Origin of the sequence: Arthrobacter sp. 8AJ, assembly GCF_902506025.1 — a bacterium.
Classification (GTDB): domain Bacteria; phylum Actinomycetota; class Actinomycetes; order Actinomycetales; family Micrococcaceae; genus Arthrobacter.
Genome location: NZ_LR733289.1, coordinates 1,153,326 through 1,166,573 on the forward strand (window position 1 = coordinate 1,153,326; position 13,248 = coordinate 1,166,573).

Here is a 13,248-nt window from a genome sequence, read left to right on the forward strand (position 1 = left end):
GCCCCCTTTTCGGGAACGCCCCATCACCTTTAGCCCCCTTTTCGGGAACGCCCCATCACCTTTCGGGCCTATCAGGGCAGGAGGTGATGGGGCGTGTGGTGGATTGGGGCTGGAGGTGATGGGGCGTGTGGTGGATTGGGGCAGGAGGTGATGGGGCGTTGGAGGGTGGCAAACTGGGTTGGTGACTTCGTTGAACGAACCAACTCCGGACACCCCCGGGCTGGGCAGCCCTGACGCCCCCGACGCTGAGCTGAGTGCGCTCGCTGCGGCGAGGATCGCCGTCGACGTCCTGCTCGACGGCGGCGTGCGGCACGTGGTGGTATCGCCGGGTTCGCGGTCGGCGCCAATGGCATACGCCCTCGCCGAGGCCTCCGCCGCGGGCCGGGTGGACCTGCTGGTCCGCATCGATGAGCGTTCCGCAGGATTCACCGCGCTTGGCCTGGCCCTGTCCAGTGGCTCGCCCGCAGCCGTCCTGACCACGTCCGGAACCGCCGTCGGAAACCTCATGCCCGCGGTGATGGAAGCCAACCATGCCGCCGTCCCGCTGATCGTCCTGTCAGCAGACCGGCCCGATGAGCTGCGCGGAACGGGGGCCAACCAGACCACGGTGCAGCCGGACCTCTTTGGCGAGCACGTCCGGTTCGCCGCCGATGTTCCCGCCGGCAGCAACCCAGAGCGGGCCGTCCAGACCGGACTCTCCGCAGCCACCGGCGCATTCCCGGACCTTGCGCCGGGCCCGGTCCAGCTCAACCTCGCGTTCCGCGACCCGCTGGTTCCGGCCCCCGGGGACCGGCTGCCCGACGCCGTGGAGCGGCAGCGCTACCGGGTGGGATCCGAGCCCCTGGTCATGAACCTGCCGGCGGCGCCGGACACCCTGCCCGAGCGGCGCACAGTGGTGCTCGCCGGGCACGACGCCGGTCCGGTTGCCGAAGCATTTGCCCGCGCCCACAACCTGCCGCTGCTCGCTGAGCCATCCTCCAACTCCCGCTTCGGTCCAAACGCCGTGGGCCCGTACCGGCTGCTGCTGGAGCACTTCCGGGCCGGTTCCGCGCAACCGATCGAACGCGTGGTGCTGTTCGGCCGGCCCACGCTGTCCCGTCCGGTGGCCGCGCTGCTCGCCAGTGCCGACGTCGAATCGGCCCTGTACCAGCCGGTTCCGGTCGCCTGGTACGAGCCCGGGCGCCGCACCGAACTGCCGCTGGAAAACCTCGCGGACCTCGCCGGATTCGCCGGCCGCGGCAGCTCCAGCTGGCTGGACACGTGGCTGCTTGCCGGATCGGCCGCGCAGCACGCACTGGACCAGGTGGTGTCCGCCGACCCCGCTGCCACCGGCCCCTCGGTGGCCTCGCTGGTCTGGAAGCATTCGCGCGGCCAGCTGCTGCTCGGCTCCTCCAACGGCATCCGCGACGTGGACCTCGCCGGACTTCCCGCCGCGGATCCAGCCGCCACCGTGTACGCCAACCGGGGCCTGGCCGGCATCGACGGCACCATTTCCACCGCCACCGGCATCGCTTTGGGCGGCCGGCAGCAGACCACTGTCCTGCTGGGCGACGTGACCTTCCTGCACGACGCCGGTGGGCTCCTCCTCGGCGCGGGGGAAGAAGAGCCGGACCTGCGGATCGTGGTCCTGAACGACGCCGGCGGCGCCATCTTCAGCCTGCTCGAGCACGGGGGAGTGGAGGAAGGCGGCCGCTACGGAGACGCCGTCGAGCGCCTCTTTGGCACCCCGCACTCGGTGGACATCGCGGCACTCGCGGCGGCGTACGGCGTCGGGCATTCCCTGGTCAGTACGACGGCGGGACTCGCCGAGGTGCTGGGCCGGCCTGTGCAGGGGCGCAGCATCGTGGAGGTCCGCGCGGACCGCGGGGCGCTGCGGGAGCTCCACGCCCGGATCAAGGAAGCAGTTTCTGCCGCCGTGGAGGCTGTGTTGTCGGGGCAGTAGCTGCCGACGCGCACAATCCGCTGTGACACGGAAATGCCCTGCCTCTGCCGATATACCGGCGGCGACAGGGCATTTGCGTGTCGAAAGTGAGGAACCGTGTCAGAGCACGCGGCCCAGGAACTCCTTGGTGCGCGCATGCTGCGGGTTGGCGATGATCTCGCGGGGATCGCCCGACTCCACCACCACACCGCCGTCCATGAAGGTCAGCGTGTCACCCACTTCGCGGGCGAAGCCGATCTCGTGGGTCACCACGATCATGGTCATGCCGGACTTGGCCAGGTCCTTCATCACGTTCAGGACATCGCCCACCAGCTCCGGGTCCAGGGCGGACGTGGGCTCGTCGAACAGCATGAGTTCCGGGTCCATGGCCAGGGCCCGGGCGATGGCAACGCGCTGCTGCTGGCCACCGGAGAGCTGGGAGGGGTAGTGGCCGGAACGGTCCGCCAGCCCTACGCGGTCCAGCAGTTCCAGCGCACGCTTCTGGGCGGCAGCCTTGGACTGGCCCTTCACGTGCACCGGCGCTTCCATGACGTTCTGCAGCGCGGTCTTGTGAGGGAACAGGTTAAACCGCTGGAACACCATGCCGATTTCGCGGCGCTGGGCGGCGATTTCCTTGGTCTTGAGGTCGTGGAGCTTGCCGTTGACCTCGCGGTAGCCGATCAGCTGGCCACCCACGGAGATCCGGCCGGCGCTGATGCTCTCCAGAAGGTTCACGCAGCGCAGCATGGTGGACTTGCCGGAACCCGACGGCCCGATCACCACCGACACTTCGCCCTGGTTCACGGTCATGTCGATGCCCCGGAGTACATGGTGGTGCCCGTAGTACTTGTGGAGGCCCTCGATCTTGACCAGCGGCTTCTCTGCTGTGACGGTCATCGTGCACTCTCCTCGGGGAAGTCCGTTTCTATTGACCGTCCGCCGTCCTGGCTCAGGGCCACGCGGGCCGACTTGGCCACTGGCTTGCCCGCCGGCGCGAGATTGTCGACGCCCTTGCCGTAGTACGCCTCAATGTAGTGCTGTCCCACCATCAGGATGCTGGTGATCACCAGGTACCAAATGGCGGCCACGATCAGCAACGGAACCGGGAGGTAGGTCCGGTTGGCCAGGGCGTTGGTGGCGAAGGTGAGGTCCAAGGTGAACGGCACGGCCAGGACCAGCGAGGTGGTCTTCAGCATGCCGATGGTTTCGTTGCCCGTGGGCGGAACAATGACGCGCATGGCCTGCGGCAGGATGATCCGCCACATGATCTTCGTCTTGCCCATGCCCAATGCCTCGGCCGCCTCCATCTGCCCGCGGTCAACGGACTTCAGGCCCGCGCGGAAAATTTCCGCGAGGTAGGCCGATTCGTTCAGGCCGAGGCCGAGGATGGCTGCCGCGGTGGCGTTGATGACTGCCGCGGTGTCCAGGCTGAAGAGCTCGGGTCCGAACGGCACGCCCGCGCTGATCTTGGGGTACAGAACCGAAATCAGGCCCCACAGCACCAGCTGGGTGTAGACGGGTGTTCCACGGAAGAACCACACCCACACCCAGCTGGACCAGCGGAACACAGGGTTGTCAGACTGGCGCATGAACGCCAGCAGGATGGCCAGGACGATGGCCAGGACCATGGAGGTGACCGTCAGCAGAAGCGTCCAGCCCACGCCCTGGACCACCTTGACGTCCAGGATGTAGGTGCCCACCACATCCCAGCGGAAGTTGGGGTTGGTAAACAGGCTCTGCAGGAACAGAACGACCAGCGCCAGGATGATGAACGCGCTGATCCATCGGCCCGGGTGCCGCACCGGCACGGCTTTGTTCAGTACCGGTGCGTCGTCCTTATGCTGGCCGTCCATGTGCACACCTGACTTGTCGTCGGTAACGCGAAAACTCAAGACTTGACCGCCGGGTTGACCTCGGACTTGGTGATGGCGCCTTCAGAGTTGCCCCAGCCGTCCAGGATCTTCTTGTAGGAGCCGTCTTCCATCAGCTTGGTGACAGTCTTCTGGATGACCTCTGCCCAGGCGGTGTCAGCCTTGGCCACGGCGATGCCCTGCGGAGCGGAGTCGTAGACGTCGCCCAGCTTCTCCAGCTGGCCGTTGGTCTGGGTCAGGGCGTAGCCGATGATGGGGGAGTCGGCAGCCATGGCGTCGATGCTGCCGTTCACCAGGCGGGTGGTGACATCCGTCTGGTTCTTCAGGGTGACGATGTCGATGGGCTTCTTGCCGTCAGCAACACACTTCTTGTTGCGGTCGGCCAGGTCCGGATCTTCCTGGACGGTGCCGGTCTGCACACCGATGGACTTGCCGCACACGTCGTCCAGGGAGAACTTGTTGGGGTTGCCCTTCTTCACGGCCCAGGCGGTGCCTGCGTTGAAGTAGCTGACCATGTTCACTGCACCCAGACGCTCCGGGTTGATGGTGAATGAGGAGATGCCAAGATCGTACTTGGGGCCGAGGGCCGGGAGGATGCCGGTGAACTCTGCGGTCTGGACCTGGACCTTGAGTCCCAGGGTGGCGCCGATGGCCTTGGCGATGTCCACGTCGTAGCCGACGGGTGTCTGGCCGTCCGTACCGAGGAATTCGGCGGGGGCGTAGCTGGTGTCGGAGCCGACCGTGATGGTGCCCTTGGACTTGATGGCGTCCGGGACCATGGCGGCCAGGGCGTCGTCCTTCTTGACGGTGGTGGGATCAAAGCTGGCGCTGGCGCTGCCCGACGAGGTGGCCGCGCTCGAGGGACCCGTTTCCGAGGCGTTGGTGCATGCTGAGAGGGCCAGGGCGCTGATGGCGATCATAGTGGCGGCGGTCAGCTTGGAAGTGCCCAGGAGGGTACGGGGAGTCTGCATTTCTTACCTTTTGTTGCAGGGGCTATGAGGTACTAACGCGGCTTATAGTGTAACGCTCAACAAGAGAGGTACGTCACACGCAACTAAGTTTCACTATTGGATAACTGTAACGGTGACAAAATCAAGCCTTCCAGAGCAGCAGTCGTCTGTCATCCCAGACTCCTACCTAGGAAGGCGCAAAAAGAACCTCAGCTGCTGATGCCCAGGGACTCCAGCATTGGCCGGAACTTGGCCCAGGTCTCGGCCAGTTCGGCCTCCGGCTGCGAGCCGTCAACAATGCCGCAGCCGGCATACAGCCTCACGGTTTCGGGGGACTCGATGACCGCGCCGCGCAGGGCAATGCCCCACTCTCCGTTGCCGGCTGCGTCCAGCCAGCCCACCGGCCCGGCGTACGGCCCGCGGTCCAGGTGCTCCAGCTTGCGGATCAGTTCACCGGCCACCAGTGTGGGCGTCCCGCAGACCGCGGCGGTGGGGTGCAGCGCGTTGATCAGGGCCAGGCAGGTGGGCACGTGGCCTTCGACCTCGGTGAGCTCGGCCTTGACGTCGGAGGCCAGGTGCCAGACGTTGGGCAGCTCCAGGATGAAGGGTTCATCATGGGCATTCATCGCCTCGGAGAACGGCGCCAGCTGCTTGGTCAGCGACTGGATGGCGATCTCATGCTCATGCCGTTGCTTCTCCGAACCGGCCAGGACGCGTGTGGCGTAGTCCATCGGCGGGCCGTCCTCGCCGTGCGCATCGCGGCGGTCCAGGGTGCCGGCCAGCACGCGGGCCTGGGCGGTGCGTCCCTCCACCTGGATCAGCATCTCGGGCGTGGCCCCTACCAGGCCGTCCACGCCATAGGTCCAGCATTCCCGGTACCTGGCGGCGAGCTCGCGGAGCACGTCTGCGGCATGTACGCCGGAAGGAATAGTTGCCACGACGTCCCGGGCCAGCACCAGCTTTTCCAGTGCGCCCGTGCGGATTTCGGCAACACCGGCGGCCACGGCCTCCATCCAGGCTTCCTCGCTGAGCGAGCCGGTGTGCAGCGTTGCGCCGGCTGCCAGTGGGAGGGGGCGGACGACGGCGCCGCGCGCCTGGCCGGGCACGTCACCTACCGGCGCGTCCCCGGCTGGGTCAGCTGCCGGCGTCGTGCCTTCCGTGGCGGAGGCAGCGTCGGAACCGCCGCCCAGCCAGCGGTCCAGCGCGGCGAGGGCCGTCTCTTCGGTGAGCGGGCCGGCGTCGAACGTCAGCTGGGTGAGCCATGCCTGGTTGTCCCGCACGCCCACCACGATCTCCGGCACGATCAGCCGTGACTCGTGGGCTGACGTCTTGGAGAAGGCAAAGGAGCCAAAAGCCACGGGACCGGTGCCGGGCAACTCCACGGAATCCGCCACATCGGCCTCCAGGACCAGGTGCCGCCACCAGATGTCCGCCTCAAGGAACCGGTCAGGCCCCGTGGCGGTGAAGCGTGCGATCTCGCCGAAACCGGCCAGCCCGGCTTCGCGGCGGGTCCAGCAGAGGACATCGTCCCGGACCAGAAACGAAGGCAGTCCCCCGGGGAATGCTTTGCCATCCAGGGGGACCGTCAGGGTGCGGAACGTGCTCGTCATGATGGATCAACAGTACCCCCGACAGTAATTCACAGTACTTCGCAGTAACTTTCCGCCCCTGGCCACGTCGAATCCGTACTGGTCAGCACCGTCAGGAACATTTGAGACAATGTCATGGTGAACCGAGCATCCTTGGATAAGCGTCCGGACGAAGTAGCCACGATGTTTGACGACGTCGCACCTAAATACGACGTCGTCAACGATGTCCTCTCCATGGGGCAGACCCGCCGCTGGCGGAAGATCGTGGTGGATGCCATGGAAGTCTCCAAGGGCCAGCGGGTCCTGGACCTCGCGGCCGGAACCGGTACCTCCAGCGAACCGTATGCCGACGCCGGCATAGACGTGGTGGCCTGCGATTTCTCCCTGGGCATGCTCAAGGTGGGCAAGCGCCGCCGCCCTGACATCGACTTCATTGCCGGTGACGCCACCAACCTGCCGTTCGCCGACAACACGTTTGACGCCACCACCATCTCCTTCGGGCTGCGGAACGTGAACGAACCCAAGAAGGCGCTGGCCGAGATGCTGCGCGTCACCAAGCCCGGCGGCCGCCTGGTCATCGCAGAGTTCTCGCAGCCGGTGGTTCCGTTGTGGCGCACCATGTACACCGAATACCTGATGCGCGCCCTGCCGGCCATCGCCGTCAAGGTCGCGTCCAACCCGGACGCATACGTCTACCTCGCCGAATCCATCCGCGCCTGGCCGGACCAGGACCACTTGGCCGCATGGCTGCAGGAGAGCGGCTGGGAGAAGGTCGCCTACCGCAACCTCACCGGCGGCATCGTGGCCGTGCACCGCGCGTTCAAGCCTGCCGATTCCTCGCCCGACGGCGCTGCTGCCGCCATCGCTGCGCACAAGGGCCCGGTGGCCAAGCTGCGCCGCAACACTGTCCGCTGACCTGTGAAGGTACTGATTGTCGGCGCCGGTCCGGCCGGATCCACCGCCGCGTACTACCTGGCCAAGGCCGGCCTCGAGGTCACAGTCCTGGAAAAGACGCAGTTTCCGCGCGAGAAGGTCTGCGGTGACGGGCTGACACCGCGTGCCGTCCGCGAGATCCAGAAGCTCGGCCTGCCGCACCCGGAGAACGAGGGCTGGCGCCGGAACAAGGGCCTGCGCCTGATCGCCGGCGGCCGCACCGTCGAGCTGCCCTGGCCCGAGGTGTCCGACTTTCCGCAGTACGGGCTGATCCGCACGCGCCTGGGCTTCGACGAGGAGCTGGCGCGGCATGCGGAGGCGGCCGGGGCCACAATCCTTGAGCGGCACAGCGTCACCGAGGCCCTGCGGGACGACGCCGGCCGCGTCACGGGCGTCCGCGCGGCGCTCCTGGACGGGGCCGGACGCAAGACGGGGGAGACGCGCGAGTTCAGCGCCGACGTCGTCCTCGCTGCCGACGGCAACTCCACCCGCACCGCCGTGTCCCTTGGGATCCAGAAACGTGACGACCGCCCCCTGGGCGTCGCCGTCCGCACCTACTTCACCTCCCCGCGCACCGATGACGACTGGATGGAAGGCTGGCTGGAGCTCCCCGGCCGCGACGGCAAGCTGCTGCCCGGCTACGGCTGGGTGTTCGGCGTGGGCGACGGCACCTCTAACGTGGGCCTGGGCATCCTGAACTCCTCAAAGGAATTCGGCAAGCTCGATTACAAGCAGGTCCTCCGCGAATGGACCGCCGGGATGCCCGCCGACTGGGGCTTCAGGCCGGAGAACCAGGTGGGCGAAATCCGCGGCGCAGCCCTGCCCATGGGCTTCAACCGCACCCCGCACTACTCGCCCGGCCTGCTCCTGCTGGGCGACGCCGGCGGCATGGTCTCGCCCTTCAACGGCGAGGGCATCTCCTACGCCATGGAGTCCGCGCGCTTCGCCGCCGAGTTCATCATCGACGCCTCCTCACGCACGGCTGCTTCAGGCGGAACGTATGACGCCGATGCGCACCTTGCGCGGTACGCGGACTATGTGCGGAACCAGTGGGGCTCGCACTTCACGCTTGGGCGGGCCTTCGCCGCGCTGATCGGGAAGCCTGCCGTCATGAAGCTCGCACTGCGCACCGGCATGCCCATCCCGGTGCTGATGCGGTTCGTGGTCCGGCTCCTTGCCAACCTCACGGATCCCGCCGCGAAGGGCTTCGAGGACCGGGTGATCCGCGTCCTGGAATCACTGGTTCCGGCCACATCCAATACCCCGTCAGCTCCGAACCAGCGGTATCCGCAACAAAAAGTTAGGGTTAACCCGTGACCAACTCCGCAGACCACAGCTGGACGCACGCCGGGCACGGCCTGCCGGACTCCGAACCCAGCCTCAACACCACCGCCATCGCCACGGGACTTCAACTCCCTGCAGGCTTTGCGGCCATCGCGGGGGATGCCGAGCTGGGCCCGGCCATCACCAACAACCTGGCCAAGGTGGAGAAGAAGCTCCGCGAAGCCATCGCCAACTCGGATCCCCTGGCTGACGCAACGTCGCGCCACCTGGTGGAGGCCGGCGGCAAGCGGATCCGTCCGCTGCTGACGCTGCTGTGTGCCCACCTCGGTGACGCGTCCCTGCCCGCCGTGGTGCAGGCCGCCGTCGTGGTGGAACTGACGCACCTGGCAACCCTGTACCACGACGACGTCATGGACTCCGCGCCCTTCCGCCGCGGCGCTCCCACGGCTCACGAGGTGTGGGGCAACTCCGTCGCCGTCCTGACCGGTGACCTGATCTTTGCCCGTGCCTCGATCCTGGTGTCCGAGCTCGGCGGCCGCGCACTCGGCATCCAGGCGCGCACCTTCGAACGCCTGTGCCTGGGCCAGCTGCACGAGACCGTCGGTCCGCGGCCGGACGAGGATCCGGTGGCGCACTACCTGTCCGTCATCGCCGACAAGACCGGTTCACTGGTCGCCGCCTCCGGCCAGTTCGGTGCCATCTTCTCCGGCGCCGACGAGGCCTACGAGGACGTCCTGGTGGAGTACGGCGAGAAGGTGGGCGTGGCCTTCCAGCTCGCCGATGACGTCATCGATGTCACCGGGGTGAAGGTCAAATCCGGCAAGTCCCCGGGAACCGACCTGCGCGAAGGGGTACCCACCCTGCCGGTGCTGCTCCTGCGCAAGGCTGCCGTTGATGGCGACCAGTCCGCCGTCGACCTCCTGAAGCTGATTGACGGCGACCTGTCCTCCGACGAGGCGCTGGCTGCCGCCGTGGCCGGACTGCGCGAGCACCCTGTCACCGCCGAGTCCTGGGTGGTGGCACGGCAGTGGGCCAAGGAAGCCATTGACGCCCTCGCTCCGCTGCCGGAGGGCGTGGTTAAGGAGTCACTGTCCAACTTCGCGCTGGCTGTGGTGGACCGCGCCAGCTGATTTCTGCCTGTTAGGAGCCCGGGACCTCTGGTTGATCCAGCCGCGAGGTGCCGGGCTTCTTCGTTGGGGCGTTCCGGCTGTGGCGGCCGGGCTTAACGGGACAGCCCCGGTCCTCAACAACCGAAGCTGCTGTGAACCGGGGCTATCTCTCCGTTCGCATCAGACCCGCCGGAGGCGTTTAGCGGATCCGTGAATAGCTTATGACAGGTTTGTCATAAGATGCAAGTCCTCTGTAACTGCTTATGTCAAAGAGTTTTCAGGGGGCTCCGCCGGCTGTGGATGCGTCCTCGCTCAATTGCGTGATTTATAGCTGGCCACGCAGCTCCGCACCCCTTCAGTACGCGGGACGCGACGCCTGCGCAGCCCAGAAATCACGCAATTGCGTCAGCGACTCTGGGGGCGTTATCCACATGGACAGAATCCTCTGGTTCGTCGCGGGCTGCGCACGGACACGATGAGGGATGGACATCTGCAACTACCTGGCCAGGCGCGGGGGAGCAGCCCGCTCTCTTGAACTGCAAAGGGCCGGCTTCACGCGGACCCGGGTGGGACAGGCTGTGGCGCTGGGCGTTGTGGTCAGAACCCGGCGCGGTGTCTATGCGCTGCCCGGCGACGGACGGGTGGCAGGGGCTCTGGCAGCCGGCGGGCGGCTCACGTGTTTGTCCGCCGCCCCCATCTACCGGCTGTGGACTCTCAACGGCCCAACAGGCCTGCACTTAAGCCGGAGCCACCCCACCCATACGTCCGGAGTCGTCGACCACGGCCGGCCCAAGCATCCGCGGCATCCCTGGCTGCCCGTGCTGGGGCTCGCCGATGTGCTTGTTCATGCCGTGCACTGCCTGCCGGAGCTGGAGGCGCTGGTGATGGTGCAGTCGGCTGTGGGCGCCGGTGACATCTCGCTCGATTTCCTCTACGCGCGCTGCCAGGGACGCCGCAACGGGCGCGCCAGGGCGGTGCTGGACCTGGTGATTCCCCGCGCGGACTCCGTGCTGGAGGTACTCGCAAATGTCCATTTCGCGCGGGCCGGACTACGGGTTCGGCGGCATGTCTACATTGCCGGAGTTGGAGAGGTGGATTTCCTGGTCGAGGAGTGCCTGGTGGTGGAGACGGATGGCTCAACGCATTTCGAGCCGAAGTCCATCAAGCGGGACCAGCGGCGCAACAACCGGAGCATAGTTGGGGGCTACCTGGTGTTGCGCTACTACTATGAGGACGTTATCCACCGGCCCGAGGCCATGGTCGCGGAGGTTCAGGCGGTGCTGCGGGTGTGGCGGAGGCCGACGAACAGCGGGCTTGGCGACCTGTTTGCGTGACTTATGGGCTGTTAACCGGCGAGTGCCCCTGCAAACGCAGGGGCACAGCTCAAGGTCCGGTCCATAAGTGACGCATTTACGTCAACGGACGGCGGACGGGGAGGCTTACTCTTCCTCTTCGTCCTCGAACGCCCACTCGAACATGTCGAAGACGAACTCGGAGAAGGTGCCTTCCTCGGACTTCCACTGGCCGCGGGCATTGTTGCGGCGGTAGACGATGGGGTCCGGGACGCTGAGGTCGCCCACGCGGAAGCCCCAGGTGAACGCTTCCTCTTCGTCTTCGAGGAACATGAGGAAGCCTTCGTCGTCGACCTCGAGCTCTTCGGGGTCCCAGAAGTAGTGGTAGGCCTCCATGAGGTCCTCGCAGCCGCCCAGTGCAAGGTAGAACTCGCGCAGGACCAGGGGGATCTCGAATTGGTGCTCTGCGAGGGCCTTGTCCAGCTCCTCGGGCGTCAGGCCATCCGCTTCCTGCCATTCGTCCTCGAGATACTTTGGAACAAGCGCGCGGAACTTCTCGAGGAACATGTCAGTCATGCTCATATCCTAGCTAATCGCGACGCTACCAAAATGACATGGAAGCGAACGTCACAGCCCTGGATCGCTTGCCCTGCGCTGCCAGCCGCGGACGGCAAGCGGCGCCTGCCAGGAGCGGCGCCAGGCAAGGACGCGGAACGTGAAAACCAGGGCGGCAATGCCGGCCGCGGTCAGCACGTTGAACACGCCAAGAACCCACAGCACCGCCGTCAGCGAGGACCCTACGAAGGCCGGCAGTGCGTAGATGTCCTTGGGGTTGAACAGTTCGGGCACCTCGTTGGCCGTGATGTCCCGGAGCAGGCCGCCGCCCACCGCCGTCGTCACCCCCAGCAGCACCGATGCCACCGGGTTCAGGCCGGTGGCCAGCGCCTTGAGCGTGCCGGTCATGCAGAAGAGGGCCAGGCCGGCGGCGTCGAACAGGACCAGCAGCGACGTGTAGCGCTGGACACTGGAGAACAGGAAGAACACCAGCACTGTGGCCAGCAGCGGCGGGGCCAGGTAGGCGGGATTGGTGAACGCCGCCGGAACGATGACAAGGATGACATCGCGGATCACACCGCCGCCCAGGCCCACCAGGGAGGCCAGAAGCAGGGATCCCACAATGTCGATCTGCTTCCGCGCCGCCAGCAGCGAGCCCGATACCGCGAAGAAGAACACGCCCAGCAGGTCCAGCCAGACCGGGGAGTTGTCAAAGGCGAATGTCATGGGGCGTCCCGGTATTTCAAAGAGGGCGGACAGGGCGGCTCCAACGTTACGCTAGCCCCTATGAACAGCCCCATCATGATCGCCTGTGCCCATGGGACGTCCAACACACAGGGGGCCGCGGAGGTCAACGCCCTGCGCGCCGCCATCGCGGAACTGCGCCCGGGCCTTGATGTCCGGGAAGCCTATGTGGACGTCCAGCAGCCGGACCTGGTGGATGTGGTGGCGGCCCTGCCGGAGGGGCAAGCTGCGGTGGTGGTGCCGCTCCTGCTGAGCGTTGGATACCACGTGAAGGTTGACATCGCCCGGGCCGTGAAGAGCCGGCCGGGCAGTGCCGCCGCAGCACCGCTTGGCCCCGACCAGCGGCTCGCGGCCCTGCTGGACCAGCGGCTCCGCGAGGCCGGCACCACCGACAATGACGTCATCGTCCTGGCCGCTGCGGGCTCATCCAACCCCAACGCCGCAGTGAGCGTCGAGGAGTTGCTGGGCCAGCTCCGGGCCTTGCGGTCCAACCGGATGGTGGCCGCCTACGGTGCCTCCGCCCAGCCTTCAGTGCCCGACGCCGTCGCCATGCTCCGCGAAGAGCTCGCCGGGGGTGCCGGGGCGGGGGAGTCCGCCGGAGCGGTCGACGTCGGCGGCCGGGTAGTGATTGCCTCGTATCTCCTGGCACCGGGCTTCTTCCACGACCAGCTGGCGAAGGCGGGTGCCGACGTCGTGACCCGGCCCCTGCTGCCGTCCCCGACACTCGCGGAGATCGCGCTCGACAGGTACGACGCCGCCGTCGCCGCCATGGACGGAACTCCCGCGGAAGCACCCGTGGCAGCCCCCGCCGAAGCCCCGGAGAAGGCTCCCGCCGATGCACAGCAGGGTGGGTTCTTCAAGGCCCTCCAGCGTTTCGTGACGAAATATTTCCCTAGGTGACTTAGCGTTTCCGGGCCTTTGTGACGGTATTCGGCGCCGCCCTACAGTCGATGCATGACTGATACAGCTCTAGCCGGAGCGTCGGCGGACCCCGCTGCCC

General features: G+C 66.7%; 12 protein-coding genes. 6 read left to right on the forward strand and 6 right to left on the reverse strand.

What is annotated here, in order from left to right; all coding sequences use genetic code 11:
* Positions 1–190: 190 nt before the first annotated feature.
* On the forward strand, positions 191–1,942 hold the full coding sequence (gene menD, locus BACI349Y_RS05335) for a 2-succinyl-5-enolpyruvyl-6-hydroxy-3-cyclohexene-1-carboxylic-acid synthase (protein WP_201302501.1): 1,752 nt from the start codon (positions 191–193) through the stop codon (positions 1,940–1,942).
* A 99-nt stretch (positions 1,943–2,041) separates the two neighbouring features.
* Here menD and BACI349Y_RS05340 read toward each other — a convergent pair whose 3' ends face one another.
* From BACI349Y_RS05340 to BACI349Y_RS05355, 4 genes are all read right to left on the reverse strand, one after another.
* On the reverse strand, positions 2,042–2,818 hold the full coding sequence (locus BACI349Y_RS05340) for an amino acid ABC transporter ATP-binding protein (protein ID WP_141182203.1): 777 nt from the start codon (positions 2,816–2,818) through the stop codon (positions 2,042–2,044).
* A complete protein-coding gene (locus BACI349Y_RS05345; RefSeq protein ID WP_159631136.1) occupies positions 2,815–3,774 on the reverse strand; it encodes an amino acid ABC transporter permease in 960 nt (319 codons plus the stop codon). The genes BACI349Y_RS05340 and BACI349Y_RS05345 overlap by 4 nt, the downstream gene beginning before the upstream one ends.
* 35 nt (positions 3,775–3,809) lie before the next feature.
* Positions 3,810–4,763 carry an ABC transporter substrate-binding protein gene (locus tag BACI349Y_RS05350; protein WP_159631138.1) on the reverse strand — a complete coding sequence of 318 codons (954 nt, stop codon included), beginning with the start codon at positions 4,761–4,763 and terminating at the stop codon, positions 3,810–3,812.
* Between the two features lie 188 nt (positions 4,764–4,951).
* Complete coding sequence (locus tag BACI349Y_RS05355; RefSeq protein WP_159631140.1) at positions 4,952–6,352, reverse strand: isochorismate synthase; 1,401 nt, start codon at positions 6,350–6,352, stop codon at positions 4,952–4,954.
* Positions 6,353–6,469: 117 nt separating this feature from the next.
* On the opposite strand from BACI349Y_RS05355, the gene BACI349Y_RS05360 reads away from it, so the two are divergent.
* The 4 genes from BACI349Y_RS05360 to BACI349Y_RS05375 all read left to right on the forward strand — a co-directional run bounded on the left by BACI349Y_RS05360 (position 6,470) and on the right by BACI349Y_RS05375 (position 10,991).
* Positions 6,470–7,246: a demethylmenaquinone methyltransferase gene (locus BACI349Y_RS05360; RefSeq protein ID WP_236560979.1), complete on the forward strand. Its 777-nt coding sequence runs from the start codon at positions 6,470–6,472 to the stop codon at positions 7,244–7,246.
* A gap of 3 nt (positions 7,247–7,249) precedes the next feature.
* Positions 7,250–8,581, forward strand: a complete 1,332-nt coding sequence (locus BACI349Y_RS05365; RefSeq protein ID WP_159631144.1) for a geranylgeranyl reductase family protein — start codon at positions 7,250–7,252, stop codon at positions 8,579–8,581.
* On the forward strand, positions 8,578–9,678 hold the full coding sequence (locus tag BACI349Y_RS05370) for a polyprenyl synthetase family protein (protein ID WP_159631146.1): 1,101 nt from the start codon (positions 8,578–8,580) through the stop codon (positions 9,676–9,678). Before BACI349Y_RS05365 ends, BACI349Y_RS05370 begins: the two co-directional genes overlap by 4 nt.
* A gap of 461 nt (positions 9,679–10,139) precedes the next feature.
* On the forward strand, positions 10,140–10,991 hold the full coding sequence (locus tag BACI349Y_RS05375) for a DUF559 domain-containing protein (RefSeq protein ID WP_159631148.1): 852 nt from the start codon (positions 10,140–10,142) through the stop codon (positions 10,989–10,991).
* Positions 10,992–11,096: 105 nt separating this feature from the next.
* On the opposite strand, the gene BACI349Y_RS05380 is transcribed toward BACI349Y_RS05375, so the two are convergent.
* Both BACI349Y_RS05380 and BACI349Y_RS05385 read right to left on the reverse strand, forming a co-directional pair.
* On the reverse strand, positions 11,097–11,525 hold the full coding sequence (locus BACI349Y_RS05380) for a hypothetical protein (RefSeq protein ID WP_159631150.1): 429 nt from the start codon (positions 11,523–11,525) through the stop codon (positions 11,097–11,099).
* A gap of 51 nt (positions 11,526–11,576) precedes the next feature.
* Entirely contained in the window at positions 11,577–12,230 is a 654-nt protein-coding gene (locus tag BACI349Y_RS05385; protein ID WP_159631152.1) for a trimeric intracellular cation channel family protein, read from the reverse strand.
* A gap of 60 nt (positions 12,231–12,290) precedes the next feature.
* Between BACI349Y_RS05385 and BACI349Y_RS05390 the strand changes: the two genes are divergently transcribed.
* On the forward strand, positions 12,291–13,148 hold the full coding sequence (locus BACI349Y_RS05390) for a sirohydrochlorin chelatase (RefSeq protein ID WP_159631154.1): 858 nt from the start codon (positions 12,291–12,293) through the stop codon (positions 13,146–13,148).
* Positions 13,149–13,248: the final 100 nt, after the last annotated feature.

Bases quoted from the DNA above. Each gene is read 5' to 3' on its own strand.
- BACI349Y_RS05385 (WP_159631152.1), bottom strand. From the start codon at position 12,230: ATGACATTCGCCTTTGACAACTCCCCGGTCTGGCTGGACCTGCTGGGC.
- BACI349Y_RS05345 (WP_159631136.1), bottom strand. From the start codon at position 3,774: ATGGACGGCCAGCATAAGGACGACGCACCGGTACTGAACAAAGCCGTG.
- BACI349Y_RS05390 (WP_159631154.1), top strand. From the start codon at position 12,291: ATGAACAGCCCCATCATGATCGCCTGTGCCCATGGGACGTCCAACACA.
- BACI349Y_RS05355 (WP_159631140.1), bottom strand. From the start codon at position 6,352: ATGACGAGCACGTTCCGCACCCTGACGGTCCCCCTGGATGGCAAAGCA.
- BACI349Y_RS05350 (WP_159631138.1), bottom strand. From the start codon at position 4,763: ATGCAGACTCCCCGTACCCTCCTGGGCACTTCCAAGCTGACCGCCGCC.
- BACI349Y_RS05375 (WP_159631148.1), top strand. From the start codon at position 10,140: ATGGACATCTGCAACTACCTGGCCAGGCGCGGGGGAGCAGCCCGCTCT.
- BACI349Y_RS05380 (WP_159631150.1), bottom strand. From the start codon at position 11,525: ATGACTGACATGTTCCTCGAGAAGTTCCGCGCGCTTGTTCCAAAGTAT.
- BACI349Y_RS05340 (WP_141182203.1), bottom strand. From the start codon at position 2,818: ATGACCGTCACAGCAGAGAAGCCGCTGGTCAAGATCGAGGGCCTCCAC.